This window comes from Halioglobus japonicus (genome assembly GCF_001983995.1).
GTDB classification, from domain to species: Bacteria; Pseudomonadota; Gammaproteobacteria; order Pseudomonadales; family Halieaceae; genus Halioglobus; species Halioglobus japonicus.
The window spans coordinates 2,397,672-2,422,495 of record NZ_CP019450.1 but is presented as its reverse complement, the minus strand read 5'-3'; the positions used below and the strand labels follow the sequence as shown (position 1 = coordinate 2,422,495).

Sequence of the window (24,824 nt, the reverse complement as noted above, 5' to 3'; positions counted from 1 at the left end):
GCAGTAGAGCACGGCAGAATTGGCACCTGAACACCGATTCCGACCACCAGAGATATGCCAAAGGATACGCTTAAATCTATTACACCCAGCCCTGAACGGATACGCTCCATCAAGTCGCTGCGGGTTCTGGGTGACTGGGTGTACGCCACCAACCTGTGGCATATCAATCGTTATTCTTCGGCAATGGCGTTCTTTGTCGGCCTGTTTGTGGCCTTTATGCCCGTCCCCGGGCAAATGCTGATAGCGGCATGCCTGGCCGTGCTATTGCGCTGCAACCTACCACTGTCTGTGGGCCTGGTGTGGATTACCAATCCGGTGACCATGCCGGCGATTTTTTATCTGGCCTACAAGGTGGGCGCAATGATTATCGACGTCCCCATGCAGCCCATTGAGTTTGAATTGAGCTTTTACTGGCTCTCAACCAGCACCCGCGCAATCTGGTTACCGTTTCTCACCGGGTGTTTTATCTGCGGTCTGTTTTTCGGATCGGTGGGGTACTTTGTGATCAGTATTCTGTGGCGAATGCGCGTGGCACGCATGTGGCGCGAACGCAAAAAACGTCGCCAGGCAAAACTCAGCTAAGCTCCTGGCTCAACACCGCCGCCGGCGCCAGGCGCGCGGCGCGTATCGCCGGGTAAATGGCAGCGACCAGGCACATCACCAATGCAATCCCGGCAACAGCGGCCACATCCCGCCAGAGCAAATCCACCGGCACAAAAGATACCGGGTACACGTCAGTATCGAGGAACTGCGTTCCCAGGGCCGCTTCCAGCGCGCTGACAAAGCCGGGCACCAGCTGACTGCCGAGCACACCCAGCGAACTGCCCAGCGCCACACCGACCAGGCCGATCATGGCCCCCTGCAATACAAAGATCCAGGCAATATCGCCACCCGAAGCACCGAGGGTACGCAGGATGGCAATATTGTCGCGCTTATCGAACACCACCAGCACCAGCGAGGAGACGACGTTAAATGCCGCCACGGCAATGATTGAGAACAACAGGATACTCACGAGGTCCCGGGACAACTGGATCGCTGCGTAAAGGTTGCCGTGCGTCATCTTCCAATGGGTTGCGTAGTGGCCCACTGGCAACTGGTTGACCAATTCCCAGGCCAATCGCGAACTGGAGAACACATCCGAGGTCACCACCCGCAGGCCACTCACTGCATCACCCAACCCGGCAAGCGTCGATGCCTTGTCGAGATGCAACAGGGCCATGGCCTCGTCCAGCTCGGTACCGGTAGCGATAACACCGGCGAGATACAGCGATTCGAAACGGGTGCGCCCCGTATCACCGGTCAACCCGCCGCCGGGCACAATAAGCGTCACCATATCGCCGGCGGCCACACCGAGGCGGCGAGCAATTCCCACGCCAAGGACAATACCGTCATCGCGCGCAGCAAAGGCGGAATACTGTTCGTCATCCAAGGACTCGAGCAGGCGTCGGGTCGCGGGTGAGTCCATTGGCAAACCAATGCCCTGGGCAGTCTCAATCTCGTTCCCGCGCATAAATAGCGCATCGAACTGACTGAACGGCGCCACCTCCCGCACCTGCGGATGCTGCTCAAGCGACAGCGAAAGGTCCGGCCAGTCATCCATGGGTTCGTGCGAATACACAGTAATGTGAGGCACCAGAGACAAAATACGCTCGCGCATTTCCCGATCGAAACCGTTCATAACGCTCAGCACAATAATCAGCAATGCAATCGCAAGCACCAGGCCAAGCATCGACAGCGACGAGAGAAACGTGGACAAGTGCCCCTGGCCGAAGGCAAACGTGTAGCGACGTGCCACCCTGCCCCGGTCGGCCCAATTCACTGGCGCGCCTCGAGTACGCCGCCGCGCAGCTCCAGGGTGCGGTGCATATGGGCAGCGATCTCAGGGTCATGGGTAACCACAATAAACGCGGCACTGGACTCGCCGAGTTCGTCGATCAGCGCCAGTACCTGGGCGCCGGATTCCGGGTCGAGATTACCCGTGGGCTCATCCATCAACACACAATCCGGCGATGTCACCAGTGCCCGGGCAATGGCCACCCGTTGTCGCTCGCCGCCGGACAGCTGCCCGGGGCGGTGGCGAAGACGGTGCTGGAGACCGACGCGGGTCAGTATTTCCTCGGCAGCTGCAGCACTGTCGCGGCGCGACACCCCCGCGATGAGAAGCGGCATTGCGACATTTTCCTGGGCATCAAATTCCGGCAACAAATGGTGGAACTGATACACAAAGCCCAGCTGCTGATTGCGCACTGCGCACAACTGCGCCTCGCTTAGGGCAGCCATGTCCTGCCCATCGAGCACCACCCGCCCTGCCGTGGGATGATCCAGGCCACCGAGCAGGTTCAATAGCGTAGACTTGCCGGAGCCGGAGGCACCGACCACGGCGATTTTTTCACCGGGCATCAGTGTGAGTTCAACACCATCGAGCACCCGCACCACCTTGTCTCCATCGGCGTAATCACGCACCAGCGATTCGCAGCACAATACCGGCTCACTCATAGCGCAGTACCTCTGCAGGCGCCACGTTGGCGGCCCGCCATGCGGGATAAATCGTCGCCAGCAGGCTCAGTGCGAGCGAAGCAAGCGTCACCATAAGCACGTCACCCGGCATTAATACCGAGGGCAACTCACTGATGAAATACACAGAGGGATCGAACAATTTCACTCCGAACAGGTTTTCAATAAAGAGGGTAATCGCGGAAATATTGGTAGCCAACAATACGCCGATGATTGCGCCTGCGGTAATACCCACCAGCGCAAGTCCCAGCCCATGGGCGACAAAAATAGCCATGACGCCGCTGGCCCGGGCGCCCATGGTACGGAGCACCGCAATGTCGCGACGTTTCTCAGCCACCGACATCACCAGGGTGGAGACGATGTTGAAGGCCGCCACGGCTACCACACTGAGCAACAGCAGGCTGACCATAACTTTCTCCATTTTTACCGCGCGAAACAATGAGCCCTGGGTCTGGCTCCAGTCCTGCAACTGGTAACCCTCAGGCAGCTGATCTGCCAGCTGGGCGATAGTCTGCGGCGCCGAAATCAGATCGGCGGTTTTCAGCTGCAGGCCCTCGACAGAACGCCGCGGGCCCAGCAGCTTTTGTCCGGCAGCCAGGCCCACGTAAGCCTGAAACGTGTCAGGCTGGGCGCCCACTTCAAACAAACCCACGACAGTAAGCCGCTTGCTGCGGGGAAATACACCCAGGGGCGTCATGGTTAAGCGCGGCACGGTGACTTCCACACTGTCCCCAACTCTGACGCCGAGCATACGCGCCAGCGATCCGCCCAACACCACGCTGAAACTATCGTCTGCCAGCGCCGCAAGCTCGCCCTGCACCATCGCCTGTGAAGCCCGTGACACGCGCTGTTCATACGCGGGATCAATGGCGGTGAGCACAGCGCCACGCAGCGAGCGGCCGCTGGCGAGGATCACCTTTTCGGAAATATAGGGGGAATAGGCATCAATGCCCGGGCCTGCAGCAGTTGATCACCCAGGGCCTGCCAGTCGGAAACACCGTCCGGCGCAGACACATAACCGTGAGGCACCAGCGACAAGATACGCCCGCGCAGTTCGCCGGCAAACCCATTCATCACCGACAATACGGTGATCAGGCTGGCGACACCGAGCACCATACCGAGCATGGACACCAGAGAAATGACGGCTGTGAAACGGCTGCGTTTGCGGCTAAAGCTGTAGCGCAGGCCGATAAATGGGGCGTAGTTAGCGATCGAGCCGCCAGGCTTAGTCAAAGCGGCTTATTCCGTTACTCGCGGTCGGCAGGATAGTACAGGCCCGGGTTGGCCTTGCCGACTTCACCCTCACGGGTCTCTTCATCGCAGCGCCGTGGGTCGCCGCCACAAATATCACAGGAGGTATCGATACCCAGCGCACCCATGCCACCGCAGGAGCCTTTAATCGGCCCACGTCCAGCGATCACACCTACCGCCATCGCAGCAATCACGATACCTATAAACAGGGTTGTAATGATAAAAATTGCCATCTGTCTCTCCCGGCGCCAACTACTCGGTTGCGCCTATTGAGCCGAGGTAGGGAGCAAATGCCTCTGTATGGCTGTCTGCAAAACCCTCGCCCTCGCGCTGAATAAAATATACCGCCAAACCGGCCGCCTCCGCCACTGCCATCGCTTCTTCGGCACCCAGCACGGTGAGCGCGGTGGCCCAGGCATCCGCCATCATGCAACTGGGGTGAATCACAGTGACTGAGACCAGTTCATGGGCAACCGGCTGACCGGTGCGCGGATCAATGCTGTGCGAGTAACGCACGCCATCCGCCTCAAAGTAATTCCGGTAATCTCCGGACGTGGCAATCGCCACATCGCGCAATGCAATCGCCTGGGCAATCGACCTGGCGCCCACCTCCGGCTGCTCGATCGCAATGCGCCAGGCGTCTCCGCGAGGCGACAGACCGCCGACCCGCATCTCACCGCCAATTTCCACCAGATAGTCTTCGATGCCGGTCGCCTGCAGCAAGCGCGCGACCTCATCCACGGCAAATCCCTTGGCGATGGAGGAGAAATCCAGATAGACATCGGCCTGCTTGCGCACACTGCGCAGCTCACCATCGACGCGCAGTTTGTCCTGCCCTACCCGCGTCATCACCAAGTCGATGGCGGCAGCATCAGGCGCAGCATCGATACGTTCACCGGGCCAAACCCCCACAGGTTAACCAGCGGGCCGACGGTAACATCGTAAGCGCCATTACTCTGCCAGTGAATCGCCATAGCGGCCGACAGCACCAGGTAGAAATCTTCAGACACATCGAACCAGGCATCCACGGGCGCCTGATTGAAACGGCTGATTTCCGACTCTGCCCGATAGGTAGACATGCTGTCGTTAACCGACTCAAGCACCACTTCGATATCGCGCTGCAGTTGCGCCGTGTCGACGTTGGCGTCGTCGCCGGGGGTCGCTGTCACGTGCCAGGTAGTGCCCATCGTTGCGCCGGTCAGCTTAAACGACTGCGCCTGATCGGCGCAGCCCACCAGCAGCAGTGCGGCGAAAGCCGCACCCAACACAGCAAAAAGCCACTCCTTGGAGTGGCTTTTAGGATTATCCGCCGAAGTCATCAAGCAGGATATTCTCGGGCTCGACACCCAGATCCGTCAGCATCTGGATGACCGCCGCATTCATCATCGGCGGCCCGCACATATAGTACTCACAGTCTTCAGGTGCGGGGTGGTCCTTCAGGTATTCTTCATACAATACGTTGTGAATGAAGCCTGTCAGGCCGTCCCAGTTGTCCTCGGGCTGCGGATCAGAAAGCGCCACGTGCCAGTCGAAGTTCTCGTTCTCGGCAGCGAGGGTGTCGTAATCTTCCACGTAGAACATTTCACGCAGGGAGCGCGCACCGTACCAGAAGGAGATCTTACGCTTGCTGTTCAAACGCTTGAGTTGGTCGAAGATATGGGAGCGCATTGGCGCCATACCCGCTCCGCCACCAATGAAGACCATCTCGGCATCGGTATCCTTGGCGAAGAATTCACCGAAGGGACCGTATACGTTCACCTTGTCACCCGGCTTCAGGTTAAATACCCAGGATGACATCTGGCCGGGAGGAATGCCTTCGCTGCCGGGAGGCGGCGTGGCGATACGGATGTTGAATTTAACAACGCCCTTCTCTTCCGGATAGTTGGCCATGGAGTAGGCGCGGATCACGTCTTCCTTCACGATGGATTCGTGCTTGAAGAAGTTGAAGTGCTCCCAGTCACCACGGTATTCCTCTTCGATATCGAAATCGGAGTACTTCACGTGGTGCGCGGGACATTCCAGCTGCACGTAACCGCCGGCGCGGAAGTCCACGTTCTCGCCCTCGGGGAGCTTCAGGGTAAGCTCTTTAATGAAGGTCGCCACATTGGGGTTGGACTCAACGGTACATTCCCACTGCTTCACGCCGAAGACTTCTTCTTCGACTTCGATCTTCATGTCCTGCTTCACGGCCACCTGACAGCTCAGACGCCAGCCTTCCGCTTCATCGCGCTTGGTGAAGTGCGATTCTTCGGTGGGCAGCATAGAGCCGCCACCGTCGTTGATAATGCACTTACACTGGGCACAGGTACCGCCGCCGCCACAGGCAGAGGGCAGGAACAGGCCAGATTCAGACAAGGTCTGCAGCAGCTTGCCGCCGGCGGGAACCGTAATGGTCTTCTCGCCGTTAATCTCGATATTGACGTCGCCGGTGCTCACCAGCGAATTGCGCGCCACAAGAATGACGGCCACCAGGGCCAGCACGATGGCGGTGAACATAACTACGCCGAAAATAATTGTATCCATTGTCGCCGCTACTCCTTACAGATCGATGCCGCCGAAGGACATGAAGCCCAGGGACATCAGACCAACGATAATGAAAGTAATACCCAGGCCCTGCAGACCGTCGGGCACATCGGAGTACTTCAGTTTCTCGCGGATACCGGCCAGGGCAACAATGGCCAGGGCCCAGCCCACGCCGGCGCCTGCGCCGAATACCAGCGATTCGCTGAAGTTGTAGTCCCGCTCAACCATGAAGAGCGATGCACCGAGGATGGCACAGTTCACGGTAATCAGCGGCAGGAATACACCGAGCGCGTTGTACAGCGCAGGTACATACTTATCCAGGAACATCTCCAGGATCTGTACCATCGCCGCGATTACGCCAATGTAGCTGAGCAGGCCCAGGAAGCTCAGGTCGAGCTCGGGGTAACCGGCCCATGCCAGAGCGCCTTCCGCCAGCAGGGAGTTATAGATCAGGTTGTTCACCGGCACGGTAATGGTCAGTACAACCACCACCGCTACGCCCAGGCCAAAGGCCGCCTGGATCTTTTTGGATACCGCCAGGAAGGTACACATGCCCAGGAAGGATGCCAGGGCCATGTTCTCGATAAAGATCGAGCGGATAAACAGGCTCAGGTAATGTTCCATTTACACGCCCTCCCGCGCAACAGTGTGTTTCGCCATCTTGAAGTCGGGCTCCTCAACCTGGTCCTTCTGTGCAGAGCGCAGAATCCAGATGAACATGCCGATCAGGAAGAAGGCACTTGGAGGCAACAGCAGCAGGCCGTTGGGGTTGTACCAGCCACCCTCGGTGACCAGCGGCAGAATCTCGATGCCGAACAGTTTACCCGCACCGAACAGCTCACGTACCACCGCGACTGCGATCAGCACCACGGAGTAACCCAGACCATTGCCGATGCCGTCGATAAAGCTAGGCAGCGGCGGGTTCTTCATGGCGAAGGCCTCGGCGCGACCCATGACGATACAGTTGGTAATGATCAGGCCGACAAACACCGACAACTGCTTGCTGATGTCATAGGCGACGGCTTTCAGTGTCAGGTCTACCGAAATTACCAGCGAGGCAATAATGATCATCTGCACGATGATACGAATGCTGCCGGGAATGTGGTTGCGGATGAGAGAAACACCCAGGTTCGAGAACGCACACACCGAAGTCAGTGCGATACACATGACCAGGGTTACCTGCAGCGACGACGTTACCGCCAGGGCGCTACAAACACCCAGCACCTGCAGCGCGATGGGGTTGTTCTTGAAAATTGGGGTTGAGAGTGTGTCTTTAACAGAATCCACGATCAGGCCTCCCCGGATTTCAGGTTACTAAGAAAGGGCATAAAGCCTTCGGGGCCCAGCCAGTACTTGACCAGGTTGTCCAGGCCGCGGGTTGTCAGGGTGGCACCGGCCAGGCCGTCCACCATGAAATCGGCACCTTCCGCGCCGGGATCAACTGCGCCTTTGACGATCGTCAGGGCGACTTCGCCATCGGCAAACATCTGCTTGCCCGGCCACAGGCCTTTCCAGCGGGGATTGTCGACTTCACCGCCGAGTCCGGGTGTTTCCTTGTGCTCGTAAAAGCCAAGGCCTGCAACCGTATTCATGTCGCCCTCGAGCGCCACAAAACCGTACAGAGTGCCCCACAGGCCGTAACCGCGGATGGGCAGGATGATTTTGTCCAGACCGTTCTCGTCCTCGACCATGTAGACCAGCGCAAAGTGCTCACGGCGCAGGATCTTGGCGGGGTCGTCACTGCTGCTCAACTTGTCGGACAGCGCCGGGTCTTTAATCGACTTGCGCTGGTTGAAGCTGGCCGCATCCACCTCATCGGTGAACTGGCCGGTGCGCAGATCGACCGCACGAGTAGTGATGGATTCGAACTGCTCGTCAATGCTGCGACCCTCTTCGAGGATGCCCGCAGCGGCGAGAATATTCTTCTTCCTGTCGAGCTCGGCGTTTGCCACCTGCGCGGGCTTGAGCATTACCGCAGCTGTGGACACAACAACCGAACAGACGATACAGAGGGAGAACGCGACAATCAGCGTTTTCTTGATGCTGTCGTTACTAGACACGAGCAAGTCTCCTCTTGATATTGGCCTGGACCACGAAGTGATCCATCAGGGGCGCAAACAGGTTGGCGAACAGAATCGCCAGCATGATGCCCTCGGGGAAGGCCGGGTTTACAACGCGGATCAGTACGGTCATCGCACCGATCAGAATGCCGAAGGCCCACTTGCCAGTGTTGGTCATGGCCCCTGACACAGGGTCAGTGGCCATAAAAAACATACCGAAAGCAAAGCCACCAGTCACAAGGTGCCAGTACCAGGGCATGGCGAATGCGGGGTTGGAATCGGAACCGACAATGTTGAACAGGGTCGACAGTGCGACCATACCCACCATGACGCCAGCCACAATACGCCAGGAAGCGATGCGAGCAATCAGCAACGCGGCACCGCCAATCGCAATGGCCAGCGTTGATACTTCACCAATCGAGCCGGGAATGCGGCCGATAAAGGCATCCATCCAGGTGAACTGTGACTGCAGTACGGACATGCCGTCAGCAGCGACGATCGACAGCGGCGTCGCCGCAGTGTAACCATCCACAGCTACCCAGACCGCGTCGCCTGACATCTGAGCGGGGTACGCAAAATACAGGAACGCACGGCCGGTCAAAGCGGGGTTGAGGAAGTTCTTACCCGTACCGCCGAACACTTCCTTGCCGATAACGACACCGAAGCTAATGCCCAGGGCCACCTGCCACAGGGGCACATCGGGGGGACAGATCAAGGCGAACAGAACCGAGGTCACGAAGAAGCCTTCATTAACCTCATGGCCGCGCTTCATGGCAAACAGTACTTCCCAGAAGCCACCGACCACAAATGTGACGGCATATATTGGCAGGAAGAACACGGCGCCATACCAGAAGCAGTGCCACAGGCTGGTCGCGTCATAACCACCGAGCAGTTCGATGAGCCAGCCGCGCCAACCTTCTACTGCCATGCCGGCTTCCATAACACCCGTCGCCTGGAAACCCAGGTTGTACATGCCGTAGAACATGGCCGGGAATGTGGCGAACCAAACGGTAATCATTATGCGCTTGAGGTCAATGCCGTCGCGCACGTGGGCGGTGGACTTGGTCACACTGCCCGGGGAATAGAAAATAGTATCTACCGCTTCGTAGAGAGCATACCAGTTTTGGTACTTACCGCCCTCGGTGAAGTGATGTTCCATGTCGTCAAGAGTCTTGCGCAATCCCACGACTTAGCCCTCCTTCTCAATGCGGGTCAGGTTATCCCGCAGGATAGGACCGTACTCGTACTTGCCTGCGCAGACATAGGTGCACAGGGCCAGATCTTCCTCTTCCAGTTCCAGGCAACCGAGGGCCTGGGCTGTTTCGGTGTCGCCGACAATCAGCGAGCGCAGCAGCTGGGTGGGAAGAATATCCAGCGGCATGATGTTTTCGTACTGCCCCACCGGCACCATGGCACGCTCGGAGCCGTTGGTGTTAGTAGTCATGGGCAGTGGCTTCACACCAAAGAAGCTGGACAGGTAAATGCCCAGACTGGAGTGGCGGCTGGCACCGGGGCTCAGCCAACCCATGAAGTCGCGCTGGCGACCTTCGAGCAGCACGCTGACCTGGTTGTGGTAACGACCAAGGTAAGAAGTGCCGGTAGCAACACCGCGACCGCCGAGTACGGAGCCGGAGATGATGCGGTTCTCGCCCTCTTTCACTTCACCGGCACACAGCGCCTGCAGGTCTACACCCAGACGCGTCTTCACCAGACGGGGGTTCTCTACCTGGGGGCCGGCCAACGAAATCACGCGGTCGGTGTATAGCTTTCCGTCGAGGAACAGGCGGCCAATGGCGATCACGTCCTGGTAGCCAACCTGCCACACGGTTTTGCCGTTGCTGGCGCCTTCCAGGAAATGGATGTGGGTGCCTGCCAGGCCAGCCGGGTGCGGGCCGTCGAACTGGGCATACTGAACCTTGCCAGACTTGCCCAGCGGAATGGACACGTCAGCGGCAGCGCAGACGTATACCTTGCCGTTGGTCAGCTTGGCCAACAGATCCTGACCGAGCGTAAATGCTTCGACCTGGGTATCAATGATCACCGCGGGATCAGCAGCGAGTGGCTGGGTATCCATGGCTGTGACAAAAATGGCAGCGGCTTCGCTGTCTACTTCGGGAACCTTGCTGAACGGGCGAGTGCGCAGTGCTGTCCACTGGCCGCTCTCAATCAGCTTGGCGCGCACGGCGGCGGCGTCAAGGTTGGCGGCATCAGCCGCGCTGGAAGCACCGAAATCTTCTGCATCGTCACCGTCAACGTCAATCACTACCGACTGCAGTACGCGCTTGGCGCCGCGGTTGACAGCTGAGACGACACCGGAAGCCGGTGCGGTGTAGCGCACGCCTTCGGTCTTTTTGTCAGTGAACAGAACCTGGCCGAGTTTCACCCGGTCACCCTCTTTCACCTCCATGGTGGGCTTCATACCGACGTAGTCGAAGCCTACCAGCGCGACGGCGCGGGCTGCAGGTGCATCTTCAATAACTTGCTGGGGAGCTCCCTGGATAGGGATATCCATGCCCCGCTTGATCTTGATCATACGATCTGCCTACGAATCTAGTGTGTGGATAGGCTGAGACAGCATTTGAAAAACCTAGTAATAACAAGGGTTTGCAGCATCGCGATACTGCCAGAAAGCGCCATCTTGCATGAACGTTTTCCGCCACCTGTCTCTGAGCCGCGCGCATTATAGGGGAAGAGCCCTGAAAAGGCCACTCACTCTGAGCCAGTTCTTTGATTCTGCTGCGTTTTTTCTCTTGGTGTTCGACCAATGTCTAGTACGACTTTTGGGCGGTCATAAGTCGCCTTGTATCGGCTTGAGGCCCCCATACCAACCTTGGCATTTCTGGCTAGCCGCCGCCATGCTGGCCTATGCCCTTCTCGTCCCGGCGCATGGTTTGCTCCAGAGACTGCGGCCGTGGCGCAACTCGGGGTGGGATTGCTGCGCAATCCTCAAGCACCCCTCAAACACTCACCGCGGAAAGCCCTTCGCCTCTTCCGCAAACCATGAACGCGCCGGAATATGACGAGAAGGACATAGGCCTGCATGGCGGCTTGGAGTGGTTCTATGGATTTAAACGGCTATAGGGCTATGGCTTGCGGGCTGCGGGGCTGCGGGGCTGCGGGGCTGCAGGGCTGCAGGGCTGCAGGGCTGCAGGGCTGCGGGACGAAAGATAGCAAACGGGAATAGAACTCTAGGAGGTCTGAAAAGGCTGCATGCCCTTCTGAAATCGTCGGTAGGCATGTATGCCGGACGCCGAAGCGCGCCATGGATGGCCCTGAAGCGGTTTCAGAAGGGCATGCAGCCTTTTCAGGCCGGTTTCGCTATGACCCATCCAAACAAATGCCTGACCAGTAAACCAATAGGACGAAGAAAGCTTTCCTGGAGGTAATTGGAGTAACTTGCAAGAGTCTTCGGGCTCTCACAAACCGAACAGTCCGCCCAAAACCAAAAACGCCCGAGTGGAAAACCACCCGGGCGCTCGTTACGCGGCGAAGGAATCAGCCTTCTTTCGGATAAACCGCGTAGTCGATACCAGCCATCTGCTCGAGGATGCGGTGCACCTGGCAGGAATAGCCGAACTCGTTGTCGTACCAGAGGTACAGAACCGCCTGGTTGCCGTTCACGATGGTGGCCTTGGCATCGAAGATACAGGCATGACGTGAGCCGACAAAGTCGGTGGATACCACTTCCGGCGAGCTGGAGTAGTCGATCTGCTTGCGCAGCGGTGAGTGCAGGGCCATGTGGCGCATGTACTCGTTGACTTCCTCGGCGGTAGTTTCCGTGTTCAGGGTCAGATTGAGGATCGCCATGGATACGTTCGGGGTTGGAACGCGGATCGCGTTACCGGTGAGCATGCCGTTCAGCTTGGGCAGTACCTTGCCAACGGCTTTGGCAGCACCGGTCTCGGTCAGAACCATGTTCAGCGGGGCCGCGCGGCCGCGACGATCACCCTTGTGGTAGTTGTCGATCAGGTTCTGGTCGTTGGTAAACGCGTGTACGGTCTCGACGTGGCCGGCTTTGATGCCGTACTTGTCGTCCATGGCCTTCAGCGGGGGCGCAATGGCGTTAGTGGTACAGGAAGCAGCAGAGATGATCTGGTCGCTGTCGTCGATAATGTCGTGGTTAATGCCGTGCACGATGTTCTTCAGGTCGCCCTTACCGGGGGCCGTCAGAATCACCTTGCTCACCCCGTTGCTCTTAAGGTGCTGGCCCAGGCCGTCTTCGTCGCGCCATACACCGGTGTTGTCGACAACAATCGCATTGTTGATGCCATAGCCGGTGTAGTCGATCTCAGCGGGGTCATTGGCGTAAATCACCTTGACCTCGTTGCCATTGGCAACAAAGGACTGACGCTCCTCGTCCACGCGAATAGTGCCATTAAAGGCACCGTGGATGGAGTCGCGGCGCAGCAGGCTGGCGCGCTTGACCAGATCGTTGGGGGCTTTGCCCTTGCGCACGACGATGGCACGCAGGCGCAGGCCGGCGCCGCCGTCAGTTTTGTCGATAAGAATGCGGGCCATCAGACGACCGATGCGGCCAAAACCGTACAGGACAACGTCCTGGGGACCTTCGAGGGGCTTGTCATCGGAATCGATATCGTCGGCCACTTCCTGGCGTACGTACTCTTCAATGGACAGGCCTTCGCCCATACCCTTGTCGTAGTAGTTGACGGCGATACGGCCAACGTCAATGTGGGCCGGGCCCAGGTTGAGTTTGGACAACTCAGTGATCACAGGGAAAGTTTCGAACTCTGACAGTTCGTTCTCTTCCACCTGGCGCACATAGCGGTGGTCTTTCATCAACTGCAGCACGGAAGCGTTGACCATGGATTTACCATAGATGTAACACTTCACGTTCTTTTCACGGGAAAGGGTCCCCACCAGGGGGATCATGCCCTCGGCCAGGGCCTCGCGCTCCTTCCAATCAGAGAAGTAATCGTCCGGGCGCTCTCGTTTGCGGTCTGTCACGGTGTGTTGTCCTGCGGTGTTGTGTGTGTCGGGGGCGCGTATTATCCAGCCTAGCACGCCCTGATTCAACCGACCCGTCACGGACATATTCACGGACCGGGGTCTGGCACGATACAATGCGCGCCCGCAAGCACGAGCCAAGTCTGCACACATGTTTACATCCCTGGTCGCCAACACGCCCTGGCCAGAAAAGCCGGGCTCCCGCACCGCAATGGGCCCCTTCTACGGCGGCGCCGACGCCCGCTGTATTGCCGAACTCGCCAGCCCCGAGCGCCTGACTGTGGTGATCACGGCCGATACCAGCTCGGCCATCGCCCTGGAGCGGGAACTGCCCTTCTATCTGGATCGCGAGCTCGACATTCTGGCCTTCCCCGACTGGGAAACCCTGCCCTACGACAACTTCTCGCCCCACCAGGACATTATTTCCGAGCGTCTGCACACCCTGCATACCCTGCCACGCACCCGGTGCGGCATTCTGATTGTGCCAGTGCCAACCCTCATGCACCGACTGCCGCCGACTCACTATGTGGCGGGCTCAAGCCTGGTGCTGGAAGCCAATCAGCAGATCGATATCGATAGTTTCCGGCGCGATCTCGAGCGCAACGGTTATCGCAACGTCGACACCGTGTTCGAGCACGGTGAATTTGCCCTGCGCGGCTCGTTGTTCGACATATATCCGATGGGCAGCCCCCTGCCCTATCGCATCGATCTGCTTGATGACGAGGTCGATACGCTGCGCACCTTTGATCCTGAGACCCAGCGCACGGTGGAAAAGGTTGAGGCCATTAACCTGCTGCCGGCCCGGGAGTACCCGCTGGATACCCGCGGTATCGGCCGCTTCCAGATGAACTGGTATGACGCTTTCGATGTCGACCACGACGCCTGTCCAACCTATGTAGAGGTCAGCGCGGGTCGCAGCCCCGGCGGCTGTGAATACTATCTGCCGCTGTTCTTTGACGAGTGCGCCACCCTGTTCGACTACCTTCCGGAAGATGCCGCGCTGGTAACCATCGGCGACCACAATGGCGCCGCCAACCACTTCTGGCAGGAAGTGGGCACCCGATTTGAAGAGTACGGCATCGATCCACGGCGGCCACTGCTGCCGCCGGACCGGGGCTTTGTGCCAGTGGATGAATTCTACGGAGGCCTGAAGGGATTCCCTGTTCTCGAGCTGCGGCACAACCCTGACGCGCCGGTCCATGCTGACAGCGGCGTGCTCCCCCCGCCAGACCTATCCACCGATCAGACCGTTGTATCCGCGGCCCAGAACCTGGCCAAGTTCGTGGAGACCCACGCCGGGCCGGTGTTGCTCTGTGCAGAATCCGCCGGGCGCAGGGAGATCCTGCTGCAATCACTGAAGGAACTCGGTCTGAAGCCGCCGGAAGTGCTTAACTGGCATGACTTTGTCACTTCCGGCCATGCATTTGCGATTGCGACCGCGCCGCTGGATCGCGGCCTGTACCAGGGGCCGGACGAACCCACCCTGGTCAGCGAATCCCAGCTGTTTGGCAACCGGGTGGCCCAGCGCCGGCGTCGCAAGGCAACCTCAGACGCTGCAGCCGCCAATGCTTTCCGCGACATTAACGAGCTGCGCGAAGGCGTGCCGGTGGTGCACCTGGAGCACGGTGTGGGCCGCTATGTGGGCCTGCAAACCCTGGACGTGGATGGGCAACAGGCAGAATTCCTTACCCTGGAGTACAACAAGGGTTCCAAGCTCTATGTGCCCGTGGCATCGCTGCACCTGATAAGTCGCTATTCCGGGGCCGACCCGGATGCCGCGCCGCTGCACACCCTCGGCTCCGAGCAGTGGGACAAGGCCCGCCGCAAGGCCAGTGAAAAGGCCAACGACATCGCCGCGCAGCTGCTCGAGGTGTACGCCCGCCGCGAAGCGCGTAAGGGCTACGAGTTTGAATGCGATCCTATCGCCTACGATAAATTCGCCGCGGCGTTCCCCTTCGAGGAAACCCCCGACCAGGAACAGGCTATCAAGGCCGTGGTGGAAGACATGTGCAGTCCGCGGGTCATGGACCGGCTGGTGTGTGGCGACGTGGGCTTTGGCAAGACCGAAGTGGCCATGCGCGCTGCCTTTATCGCCACCCAGAGCAAAAAGCAGGTGGCCGTGCTGGTGCCGACCACTCTGCTCGCGCAACAGCACTACCAGTCATTCTGCGATCGTTTCGCCGACTGGCCGGTTAATATCGAGGTGGTTTCGCGCTTCAAGACGGCGGCGGATATCAAGGCCGTCAGCGAACGTATTGCCGCAGGCAACACGGATATTCTGGTGGGCACCCATAAGTTGCTTCAGTCAGATTTCAAATTCTCCGACCTGGGCCTGCTCATCATCGATGAAGAACATCGTTTCGGCGTGAAGCAAAAGGAAACGATCAAAGCGCTGCGCTCGGAAGTCGACATTCTCACGCTGACAGCGACCCCGATTCCGCGCACGCTGAATATGGCCCTGGGCGGCATGCGCGACCTGTCGATTATCGCCACCCCGCCCGCGCGGCGCCTGTCGATCAAAACCTTTATTCGCGAGCACAACATCGCCCTGATCAAAGAGGCCGTGTTGCGTGAAACCCTGCGCGGCGGGCAGGTGTACTACCTGCACAACGAGGTCAAATCGATCGAGGAAAGTGCCCGCAAACTGCGCGAGTTGCTGCCGGAGCTGAACATCGGTGTGGCCCACGGGCAAATGCGCGAGACTGAACTGGAACAAGTGATGTCCGCGTTCTACCACCAGCGCCACCACATTCTGCTGTGCACCACGATTATCGAAACCGGCATCGATATTCCCAACGCCAACACAATTATTATCGAGCGGGCGGACAAATTCGGGCTGGCGCAGTTACATCAGCTGCGCGGCCGCGTCGGCCGCTCCCACCACCAGGCGTACGCCTACCTGCTCACCCCGCCGCGCTCGGCGATTACCTCCGATGCCGGCAAGCGCCTGGAGGCGATTGAGGCTGCCGGCGATCTCGGCGCAGGCTACCTGCTGGCGACGCACGACCTGGAAATTCGCGGCGCCGGCGAACTGCTCGGCGATGAGCAAAGTGGCCAGATCCACAGCGTTGGCTTCGCCTTGTACATGGACATGTTGGAAAGGGCTGTGGCCGCACTTAAGCGGGGTGACATTCCCGATGTGGACGCGCCCCTCGACGCCGGCACCGAGGTCAATCTGCATATGCCGGCCCTGATTCCCGAGGACTACCTACCGGACATCAATACGCGTCTGGTACTGTACAAGCGCATTGCCGCCGCCGCAGACGAAGACCAGCTGCGCGAGCTGCAGGTAGAGATGATCGATCGCTTCGGTCTGTTGCCCGAGCAGGTCGGCAACCTTTTCCAGACCTCGCGACTGCGGCTCAAGGCACAGAAACTCGGCATTCGCGCCATTGAAGCGGGCCCCGGTGGTGGTAGTATCGACTTCAAGGAAAGCACCCGGGTTGATCCGCTGGCACTGGTTAAGCTAGTACAGTCGGACCCACGGGCTTACAAACTGGCCGGAGCCACACGATTGCGGTTTGATCGCGAGCTACCGGATAACCTGCAGCGCCAGGAGTTTATCGAGGGGCTGCTGCAGACATTTACCACCGACGCCAAGGACACTGCCGCTTGATGCCGCTTGCTCGCCACCTGCTCTACCCTACAGCCCTCTCCCTCTGCCTGCTCAGCGCTGCAGCGCAGGCTAACGAACGCTGGTATCAGGTAGAGCTCATGGTGTTTGCCAATGAGACGGGCAGCGCCAGCGAACAGTGGGAACCACTGCCCCAGTTGAACTACCCGAGCAGCAGTCGTTTCCTCGTTTATCCCGCCCAGGTCGAAGCGCGCCTTGCCGAGCACCCCGGCGCGAGCAACATCGACGCCTACGGCCGCCAGTTAATCGTCATGTCAGCCCTCGAAGAGAGCACCAACATCCCGCCACTGCCCGCTCCTGATACTGCGGCGCCGGAAACAGCGCTGGAACCTGCGGTAACTGAGCCTGACCAAGACCCGCTGGAACCGCAGCAACTGTACCCGACGCCGTTTATCGCCCTGCCCCACGCGCAGCGCGAGTTTCACGGCAAGTCGGCGTATATGCAGCGCACCGGCAAATATCGCACACTGTTTCACGAAACCTGGGTACAACCGGTACAGCCAGAGGCCACGGCTATTCCCCTGGTACTGGATAGTTCCGGTGACATCCAGGACTGGCCGCGCCTGCAGGGTACGGTCACGCTGCACATTGCGCGTTACCTGCACGTTGAAACCAACCTCTGGCTGAATACGCGCGGCGACTACCTGCCCGGGGAATGGCGCATGCCGGCGCCGCCGCTGGGGCCGCCCTCGCTTGTGGTGGAGCAACCAGAACCGAACATGGTCGAAGCACCTGAGCCCTACTACGTGAACCAGGTGCCGGCCGACCATAGCGTGTGGCCTGGAGACCCGAATGCCATACCGGACCTGGAGCAGGATATGGGCCCGGTATACCCATGGCGCCACGCGGTGGCCTTCAAACAAAAGCGCCGCATGCGCAGCAATGAAGTGCACTACCTCGATCATCCTCTGGTGGGGCTGGTGGTGAAGTTCACCCCACTGGATGAAGAGCAGTTACACGAGATGGGGCTGGCCGAGCAGCGCTCAGACGCCGATACGATAGCGGGATTGGACTAGGCGGTTAAGCCGCCCGACGATTCCTTCAGTCCGCCCAGCGAGAGCTGCGGCACAGACCTTCAACCAACGACGCAACTACGTCTGCTTCGCGCTCCAGCGTTGCTCGCATCATGTCCAGGGTGAGGGGTTTGTCATCGAGCCCGGCTGCGGCATTCACCACCATACAAATGCTCGCATAGGCCACACCCAGCTCCCGCGCCAGCGACGCCTCCGGCATACCCGTCATACCCACGACATCACAGCCGTCGCTGGCCATGCGCCGAATCTCCGCGGCGGTCTCCAGGCGCGGGCCCTGCGTTACGCCATGCACGCCTGCGCGGGCACAGGCAATGTCGCCACGGTCCGCTGCCTCGAGCACCGCATTGCGCAGCGCCGCATCATAGGGCTCGGTAAAGTCGATATGCATGAGCTCACCGCTCTCACCGGTGTCATAGGTGTGCTCACGCCCCCAGGTGTAATCGATAACCTGATCGGGAATAACCAGCCTGCCTGGCGGCATACTCGGGGCAATGCCACCGACGGCGTTAATGCCGATGATATGGGTGGCGCCCAACTGTTGCAGCGCCCAGAGATTGGCCCGATAGTTCACCCGGTGCGGGGGAATGGCCCGGGGGCTACCGTGCCGGTGTAGAAAGAATATCGTCGTGTCGCCAAGGCGCCCTTCCTGCACCACCTGTGACGGCTCGCCAAAGGGTGTGTCGACCGCGTGACGAGTGACAATGTCCAGCCCGCCGAGACGATCCACCCCGGTACCGCCGATCACCGCCAGTGCGCTCACGCTTCGCCCTCGGGGGCAATGTGCTCCAACTGCAATGTCTGGGTGGGAAACGCCACATCGCCGCCGTTGGCGTGGATAATGTCGAGAATCTTCAGCATGACGTCCTGTTTGATCTCGTGATACGTCACCCAGTCGGTGGTCTTGGTAAAGGTGTAGACAAAGAAATCCAGCGACGATGGCCCGAAGGACACAAAGTTAACTATCAGGGTGCGCGACTGGTCAATCTCAGGATGGTTGCGCAGCATCTCCTTGACCTGGGTAACCACCGGCGCCATGAGCGCGGCGTCCTGGTAACGCAGGCCGATGGTCTCGTAGATGCGCCGGTTAAGCATGCGCGAGGGGTTTTCCACGGAGATCTGCAAGAACGTCGAGTTGGGCACATACAGCGGCCGCTGATCAAAAGTGCGAATACGGGTCAGGCGCCAGCCTATGTCCTCTACCGTGCCTTCAATACTTTTATCGGGTGAGCGAATCCAATCCCCCGCCGTAAAGGGCCGGTCCAGGTACACACTCAGGCCGCCGAAGAAGTTGGCGAGCAAATCTTTCGCCGCGAAACCCACCGCAATACCACCAATGCCCCCAAAGGCAAGCAGCCCGGAGATCGATACGCCCAGGCTCTGCAGAATCATGAGCCCGGCAGTAATCCAGAGCACAAAGCGCACCAGCTTGGCCGCCGCGCGCACGGTGGCCTTGTCCGCCGACTGGCGGGTGCCGCGGGTCTCACACAGCAGCTCTTCCTCTACCCCGTGAATAAGTCGTTGCAGGAACCAGGCCAGCAATACCACCAGCGCAGTGTCGTAAGCCTGGGCGAGAAAGGCCTGCAGGGTTTCCGCCACCGGGTAAATTTCCAGGGCCAGATACAGCACCAGCACCCACAGCAGCACCCGCACCGGCACCGCCATCGCCGTGACGGCCACATCGTCCCAGTTGTAGTCTGTGGCGCTCGCGGCGCGGTGCAATTGTCGCACCAGCATTCCGAGGGCCAGGTGAGCCACCGCGCCCAGGGTCACCAGTAGGATCAGGGCCAAAAGCTGCCCCTCCAATCCCAGGCTGAGCGCGAGGCTGTCGAAAAGCGATCCAAGGCTCGTCACTGGCCACCTCTTCTAGCGCAAAAAGCACGATTTTTAGACAATTTTTTCATGTGGGAACCGCGTGTTTAGTCTCGAAAGATTATATAAATCAGCGGCACAGATTAAGTCATCTCTTGAAGTCCAGCGCAACTGCTTGATCTCTTTTGAAAAGAATTTCCGTCGCCGTAAAAGCTATTTCCATCCCTGTTTTTATAGCGTTATCACATAATGGACAGCCCACGCCAGCGTGATATGTTGGTCTGCCGCACACGAAAAAAGGGGAGGAAAATCTCCATGAAAATGCTAAGCCCCGTTGTCGGTGGCTGGTACAAGGATCTGCAAACCAATGCCTTATTCGAGGTGGTGGACTGGGATCCCAGTAACCTCACCATCGAAACCCAATACCTGGATGGCGAAGTGTCTGAATACGACCTCGATGCCTGGCGCGAAATGCTGCTGGAACGCGCGGAAGCCCCGGAAGACTGGCGCTCTGCCTTTGAGCTGGATGACGAAGACCTGCTGGACCCCGACCTGCCCATGCAACCGGAAGACTGGAATAGTCCACTGAACTCCATCGAGCCCGAAGCCATGTATGGCGTGGAGGATTTTTAGGCGTTGTTATCCGCTGCCCATGCTGTATATAATCACAGCACCTGTATAAATACACAGATGGGGCACACATGGACAAGCTTACCAAGCGGCAGCAACAGGTGCTGGATATTATCCGTGCACATATCGATGACACGGGCTTCCCGCCCACCCGGGCCGACATAGCCCGCGAACTGGGATTCAAATCAGCCAATGCCGCAGAGGAGCACCTCAAGGCACTGGCCCGCAAAGGCGCGATTGAAATTATCCCCGGCGCCTCACGGGGCATTAAATTGCCCGATACCCAAGGTATTCCCATCGTCGGTCGGGTGGCCGCCGGTAACCCGGTGCTCGCCGAGGAGAATATCGAGGAATACTGCGACCTCCCGCCCCAATTTTTCAAACCCGCAGCTGACTATTTCCTGCGCGTCACTGGCGACTCGATGATCGATATCGGTATCTTCGACGGCGACCTGCTGGCCGTTCACAGCACGCCCGTGGCCAATAATGGCGACATTATTGTGGCCCGCATCGAAGACGAGGTCACCGTTAAGCGACTGCAACAGGGGCGCGATAAGAACCTGCTGGAACTCCTGCCGGAGAACCCTGATTTCGAGCCCATCAAGGTCGATTTGCGCGAGCAATCGTTTGCGATTGAAGGCCTGAGTGTAGGTGTGCTGCGCCGCGGCAATTAGGCAGCGGACGTTTTTAAAAGCGGTAGGGGCTTTGACAGGCCCCTCAGGGGGCTGCAGATAGCCGGTGGCGCAACGCCCCGGCGGGATGTCGAATAACGCCTGTCAGTGCAGGACGCGCGGTGCCTCTGGCTCAGCGTAAGCTTCGGCATCCGCCTCAGCTTCATTCTGTTCCATGATATTGGCCGCGGCCTGAATTCCGGCCTGAATCATGGCCTTGGCCACTTCCAGTCCGTTTTCCATCAGGTACATGCGCGATTCGTCGGAGAACTGTATGGTCACCAGCGGCGCGGAATCATCGTCAGCACGTTGCAGAACGATTTCACCGTCGCCCAGGTCGACAATCTCCAGTAAGGATGCAGACACTCAATAAACCTCTGTTGTTGCGAACACTGCCACTTCATCATAACAGCAGCCATGGGTGCCCGATAGGGCTTATTCGGGAATAGTTGTGAACGGGTGCGCAGTTGCGGGCAGTGTGCGGCGACAGCAGCAAGAGCCGCAATAGACGCCTGAGCGCCCTGCTCCTGCCCCGGAACTAGTACTCGTCGAGGGAGTCGCCCATGCGGTCGAACAGCTGCTGTAGCAGGTTTGCCCAGGTCTCGGCCTGCTCCGGATCGGCACCGGCGGCTGCCACCGCCAGGTTCTGCATCGACGATGACTGCGGTGCATCACTCTCTGCCGATAACATGGCGCCAATCCAGCCCTCCCGCTCCAGGCGCTGGAACTCGCGAATCTCACCGGGCATGGCCTTGCCTGCGACAATCTCCGGTAATTCGGCAAGACATTGTGGCGGCGTCTCCGGCAATCCACCGGGCCGGGTGATTTCCAGAAGAAACCAGCCGTAGGCATTTGTCAGGTGATTGCGCACCCCGGGCCAATAGGCACTGGCCAGGATCTTGGCCGCCACGCTCTGGGTGTCGAGGTCACGGCGCCAGGCGCCAATCAGGATGCGGGCCAGGTACAACGCATGGTTGGCCTGGCCGCGAGCGGAACTCACTTTTTCTTCGCCCGACTCTTGCTCTGCTCAACGTCCCACTTACCGCCGCGGTAGTAGGCCTTCCAGCCGGTAGCCTTGCCGTCCTTCTCGGTCATGACATACTGCTCCTTGGTCTTACGGCTGTAACGCACCTGGGCACGGTTGCCGTCGTCATCCTCAGTCGGCGCAGAGAATATGAACGTGTACTTTGGATCGATGGCTTCCTTGTGCGGCAGCAGCTCATCCACAAACGGCGCACGGGTTTCCCGGTTGCGCGGGAACCCGCTGGCGGCGAGGAACATACCAGCGGCGCCATCGCGCAGCACGTAGTGATCGTCGACCTTCTCGCATGCCAGCTCCGGCATCGGCACCGGATCCATTTTGGGCGGTGCCGGCTCGCCGTTGCGGAGCAGCTTGCGGGTATTCTTGCACTCCTCATTGGTACAGCCGAAGTACTTGCCGAAACGGCCGTTCTTGAGCTGCATTTCACTACCGCACTTATCGCACTCGAGGGTCGGCCCCTCGTACCCCTTGATCTTGAACTTGCCGTGCTCGACCTCGAAGCCGTCGCAATCGGGGTTGTTGCCACAGACATGCAGCTTGCGATCTTCGTCGATCAGGTAGCTGTCCATGGCCGAGTTGCATTTGGTACAGCGATGGCGTTCCAACAGCTGGCGAGATTCGGCCTCGTCATCTGCATCCTCGCGGATGGCCTCATCCCCCGAGGTCAGATTTATGGTGTTCTTGCAGCGCTCTTTCGGCGGCAGCGCGTATCCGGAGCACCCCAGGAACACCCCCGTACTGGCAGTGCGAATTTGCATCGGACGCCCGCATTTATCGCAGGCGATATCGGTCATGGTGGGCTCATTGGGCTGCATGCCCACGGGCTCCGGTTCATTGGCCGTTTCGAGCAGGTCGCTGAACTCGGCATAGAAGGCGTCCAGCAGATCTCGCCAGTCGCGCTTGCCATCAGCCACGTCATCCAACCGCTCTTCCATATTGGCGGTAAAGCCGTAGTCGAGCAGGTCAGTAAAACTGCGCTGTAGTCGCTGGGTGACGATATCGCCCATCTTCTCAGCATAAAAGCGTTTGTTTTCCAGGCGCACATAGCCGCGATCCTGGATGGTGGAGATAATCGACGCGTAGGTTGATGGCCGGCCGATGCCGCGCTTTTCAAGCTCGCGCACCAGGCTGGCCTCACCATAGCGCGGGGTGGGCTTGGTAAAGTGCTGGGCAGGATCGAGTTTCTTGAGTGACAGCGCGTCACCCTCTTTCAGATCGGGCAGTACCGTATCGTCGCCTTTGCGCGCAGCAGGCGCCTGCACTCGGGTGTAGCCATCAAACCGGATTATGCGTCCCTTGGCGGTGAGCTCGTACTCGCCTGCAGCCGCGGTCACGGTGGTTGACGTGTATTCCGCTGCCGGCATCTGACAGGCCACAAACTGACGCCAGATCAGTTCATAGAGGCGCTCTGCGTCGCGCTCCATGCCCTTCAGCGAGGTTTGCGACACATTGACATCTGACGGACGAATGGCCTCGTGCGCTTCCTGTGCACCCTCTTTGGATGAGTACAGATTGGCGCTCTCCGGCAGGTAACGCGGCGGGAAGTTGTTGCCGATGTAATCGCGACAGGCGGCCACCGCCTCGGCACTCAGATTCGTGGAGTCGGTTCGCATATAGGTGATGTAACCGGCCTCGTAGAGGCGCTGAGCCATCATCATGGTCTTCTTCACGCTAAAGCCCAGCCGGGTGGAAGCGGCTTGCTGCAGCGTCGAGGTGATATAGGGCGCAGGCGGTTTGGAGCGCGTGGGTTTGTCCTCGCGCTTACTGACGGCGTAAGGCAGGGTTTCCAGCTCTGCGGTGGCTGTCAGTGTGGTCGCCTCATCGCCAGGGCGGAAATTCTCTCCCTTGTGACGCTTAACCTGAAAACGCACTTCCGAGGCATCCTTGGAGGCCAGGTCGGCGTGCACTTCCCAGTATTCCTCGGGAATAAAGGCGTGGATTTCGCGCTCGCGCTCGACGATCAGACGGACCGCGACCGATTGCACCCGACCGGCAGACAGGCCCCGCGCAACCTTCGCCCACAGCAATGGCGAGACCATGTAGCCCACCACGCGATCAAGGAAACGACGCGCCTGCTGGGCGTTCACCCGGTTCTGGTCGAGTACCGCCGGCTCTTCAAAGGCCTCGGTAATCGCCTTCTTGGTGATTTCGTTAAATACCACGCGCTGGTAGCGACTATCGTCACCGCCTATGGCCTCGCGCAGGTGCCAGGCAATGGCTTCTCCCTCGCGATCAAGGTCGGTCGCGAGATAGATAGCGTCGGAGTCTTCGGCGAGCTTTTTCAGCTCGTTGACCACCTTTTCTTTGCCGGGGAGGACCTGGTAGTTGGCGTCCCAACCATTTTCGGGGTCGATACCCATGCGGCGAATCAATTGCTCGCGCGCTTTCTTCTTCTTGTGGGCGGCCTTCTCTTCCGACCCCATCTTGCGGGTAATCGCCGCCTGGGCAGCCCGCTCCTTGGGATCTACCTTGGCGGTGGCACTGCCGGCGGTGGGCAGATCACGAATATGCCCCACGCTGGATTTAACCACATAGTCCTTGCCCAGGTACTTGTTGATTGTCTTCGCCTTGGCGGGCGACTCGACGATTACGAGTGATTTTCCCATCTCATCCTGCTGACATTGGGTGCCGGGTGCGGCAGCAAAAAGGGGCATATATAAGGCCACCGCCCGGACGGGTCAAGAAAAATCG

The 24,824-nt window shown here is 59.2% G+C and carries 24 protein-coding genes; 5 read left to right on the top strand and 19 right to left on the bottom strand.

The annotated features are described in order from the left end of the window. Positions 1 to 54: 54 nt before the first annotated feature. Positions 55 to 582 (top strand): DUF2062 domain-containing protein, encoded by a 528-nt coding sequence (locus BST95_RS11440; protein ID WP_066049709.1) that lies wholly within the window; start codon positions 55 to 57, stop codon positions 580 to 582. On the opposite strand, the gene BST95_RS11435 is transcribed toward BST95_RS11440, so the two are convergent. The 14 genes from BST95_RS11435 to BST95_RS11380 form a co-directional block, all read right to left on the bottom strand. Then, on the bottom strand, positions 575 to 1,819 hold the full coding sequence (locus BST95_RS11435; RefSeq protein ID WP_084199565.1) for a lipoprotein-releasing ABC transporter permease subunit: 1,245 nt from the start codon (positions 1,817 to 1,819) through the stop codon (positions 575 to 577). The genes BST95_RS11440 and BST95_RS11435 overlap by 8 nt on opposite strands. After that, the gene (locus BST95_RS11430; protein WP_084199563.1) at positions 1,816 to 2,496 is read right to left on the bottom strand and encodes an ABC transporter ATP-binding protein; all 681 of its coding nucleotides are present in this window, start codon (positions 2,494 to 2,496) and stop codon (positions 1,816 to 1,818) included. Before BST95_RS11430 ends, BST95_RS11435 begins: the two co-directional genes overlap by 4 nt. Next, the gene (locus tag BST95_RS11425; protein WP_240500182.1) at positions 2,489 to 3,430 is read right to left on the bottom strand and encodes an FtsX-like permease family protein; all 942 of its coding nucleotides are present in this window, start codon (positions 3,428 to 3,430) and stop codon (positions 2,489 to 2,491) included. The genes BST95_RS11430 and BST95_RS11425 overlap by 8 nt, the downstream gene beginning before the upstream one ends. Next, positions 3,427 to 3,747 (bottom strand): hypothetical protein, encoded by a 321-nt coding sequence (locus BST95_RS20555; protein ID WP_240500181.1) that lies wholly within the window; start codon positions 3,745 to 3,747, stop codon positions 3,427 to 3,429. The genes BST95_RS11425 and BST95_RS20555 overlap by 4 nt, the downstream gene beginning before the upstream one ends. A gap of 14 nt (positions 3,748 to 3,761) precedes the next feature. Beyond that, entirely contained in the window at positions 3,762 to 3,998 is a 237-nt protein-coding gene (nqrM, locus tag BST95_RS11420; protein WP_066049696.1) for a (Na+)-NQR maturation NqrM, read from the bottom strand. A 19-nt stretch (positions 3,999 to 4,017) separates the two neighbouring features. After that, positions 4,018 to 4,677 carry an FAD:protein FMN transferase gene (locus BST95_RS19725; RefSeq protein WP_157114482.1) on the bottom strand — a complete coding sequence of 220 codons (660 nt, stop codon included), beginning with the start codon at positions 4,675 to 4,677 and terminating at the stop codon, positions 4,018 to 4,020. Further along, positions 4,614 to 5,033, bottom strand: a complete 420-nt coding sequence (locus BST95_RS19720; protein ID WP_169843923.1) for an FAD:protein FMN transferase — start codon at positions 5,031 to 5,033, stop codon at positions 4,614 to 4,616. Before BST95_RS19720 ends, BST95_RS19725 begins: the two co-directional genes overlap by 64 nt. Before the next feature lie 34 nt (positions 5,034 to 5,067). Next, on the bottom strand, positions 5,068 to 6,288 hold the full coding sequence (nqrF, locus tag BST95_RS11410; protein WP_066049691.1) for an NADH:ubiquinone reductase (Na(+)-transporting) subunit F: 1,221 nt from the start codon (positions 6,286 to 6,288) through the stop codon (positions 5,068 to 5,070). Positions 6,289 to 6,303: 15 nt separating this feature from the next. Then, positions 6,304 to 6,912, bottom strand: a complete 609-nt coding sequence (gene nqrE, locus BST95_RS11405) for an NADH:ubiquinone reductase (Na(+)-transporting) subunit E (protein ID WP_066049686.1) — start codon at positions 6,910 to 6,912, stop codon at positions 6,304 to 6,306. Then, positions 6,913 to 7,575, bottom strand: a complete 663-nt coding sequence (locus tag BST95_RS11400) for an NADH:ubiquinone reductase (Na(+)-transporting) subunit D (protein WP_066049682.1) — start codon at positions 7,573 to 7,575, stop codon at positions 6,913 to 6,915. A gap of 2 nt (positions 7,576 to 7,577) precedes the next feature. Continuing rightward, positions 7,578 to 8,348, bottom strand: coding sequence for a Na(+)-translocating NADH-quinone reductase subunit C (locus BST95_RS11395; protein WP_066049679.1), 771 nt, complete (start codon positions 8,346 to 8,348; stop codon positions 7,578 to 7,580). Further along, a complete protein-coding gene (locus tag BST95_RS11390; RefSeq protein ID WP_066049676.1) occupies positions 8,341 to 9,534 on the bottom strand; it encodes an NADH:ubiquinone reductase (Na(+)-transporting) subunit B in 1,194 nt (397 codons plus the stop codon). Before BST95_RS11390 ends, BST95_RS11395 begins: the two co-directional genes overlap by 8 nt. Before the next feature lie 3 nt (positions 9,535 to 9,537). Continuing rightward, positions 9,538 to 10,881, bottom strand: coding sequence for a Na(+)-translocating NADH-quinone reductase subunit A (locus BST95_RS11385; protein WP_066049674.1), 1,344 nt, complete (start codon positions 10,879 to 10,881; stop codon positions 9,538 to 9,540). Positions 10,882 to 11,843: 962 nt separating this feature from the next. Beyond that, positions 11,844 to 13,313 (bottom strand): glyceraldehyde-3-phosphate dehydrogenase, encoded by a 1,470-nt coding sequence (locus tag BST95_RS11380; protein WP_084199562.1) that lies wholly within the window; start codon positions 13,311 to 13,313, stop codon positions 11,844 to 11,846. A gap of 151 nt (positions 13,314 to 13,464) precedes the next feature. Here BST95_RS11380 and mfd point away from each other — a divergent pair, with 151 nt between their 5' ends. Both mfd and BST95_RS11370 read left to right on the top strand, forming a co-directional pair. Beyond that, positions 13,465 to 16,929: a transcription-repair coupling factor gene (gene mfd / locus BST95_RS11375; RefSeq protein WP_084199561.1), complete on the top strand. Its 3,465-nt coding sequence runs from the start codon at positions 13,465 to 13,467 to the stop codon at positions 16,927 to 16,929. Next, a complete protein-coding gene (locus tag BST95_RS11370; protein WP_084199560.1) occupies positions 16,929 to 17,963 on the top strand; it encodes a CsiV family protein in 1,035 nt (344 codons plus the stop codon). Before mfd ends, BST95_RS11370 begins: the two co-directional genes overlap by 1 nt. Before the next feature lie 25 nt (positions 17,964 to 17,988). Here BST95_RS11370 and BST95_RS11365 read toward each other — a convergent pair whose 3' ends face one another. Together BST95_RS11365 and BST95_RS11360 are read right to left on the bottom strand one after the other, a co-directional pair. Next, positions 17,989 to 18,741, bottom strand: coding sequence for an S-methyl-5'-thioinosine phosphorylase (locus tag BST95_RS11365; protein ID WP_084199559.1), 753 nt, complete (start codon positions 18,739 to 18,741; stop codon positions 17,989 to 17,991). Further along, positions 18,738 to 19,832, bottom strand: coding sequence for a mechanosensitive ion channel family protein (locus BST95_RS11360; protein ID WP_084199558.1), 1,095 nt, complete (start codon positions 19,830 to 19,832; stop codon positions 18,738 to 18,740). Before BST95_RS11360 ends, BST95_RS11365 begins: the two co-directional genes overlap by 4 nt. A gap of 273 nt (positions 19,833 to 20,105) precedes the next feature. Between BST95_RS11360 and BST95_RS11355 the strand changes: the two genes are divergently transcribed. Both BST95_RS11355 and lexA read left to right on the top strand, forming a co-directional pair. Then, on the top strand, positions 20,106 to 20,423 hold the full coding sequence (locus tag BST95_RS11355; protein ID WP_066049653.1) for a DUF6763 family protein: 318 nt from the start codon (positions 20,106 to 20,108) through the stop codon (positions 20,421 to 20,423). Positions 20,424 to 20,491: 68 nt separating this feature from the next. Next, positions 20,492 to 21,094 carry a transcriptional repressor LexA gene (lexA, locus tag BST95_RS11350; RefSeq protein ID WP_066049650.1) on the top strand — a complete coding sequence of 201 codons (603 nt, stop codon included), beginning with the start codon at positions 20,492 to 20,494 and terminating at the stop codon, positions 21,092 to 21,094. 102 nt (positions 21,095 to 21,196) lie between these two features. On the opposite strand, the gene BST95_RS11345 is transcribed toward lexA, so the two are convergent. From BST95_RS11345 to topA, 3 genes are all read right to left on the bottom strand, one after another. Further along, positions 21,197 to 21,457 (bottom strand): hypothetical protein, encoded by a 261-nt coding sequence (locus BST95_RS11345; RefSeq protein WP_066049648.1) that lies wholly within the window; start codon positions 21,455 to 21,457, stop codon positions 21,197 to 21,199. A 172-nt stretch (positions 21,458 to 21,629) separates the two neighbouring features. Then, complete coding sequence (locus BST95_RS11340; protein WP_084199557.1) at positions 21,630 to 22,091, bottom strand: DUF6586 family protein; 462 nt, start codon at positions 22,089 to 22,091, stop codon at positions 21,630 to 21,632. Next, positions 22,088 to 24,739 (bottom strand): type I DNA topoisomerase, encoded by a 2,652-nt coding sequence (topA, locus tag BST95_RS11335; protein ID WP_084201151.1) that lies wholly within the window; start codon positions 24,737 to 24,739, stop codon positions 22,088 to 22,090. The genes BST95_RS11340 and topA overlap by 4 nt, the downstream gene beginning before the upstream one ends. Positions 24,740 to 24,824 lie beyond the last annotated feature (85 nt).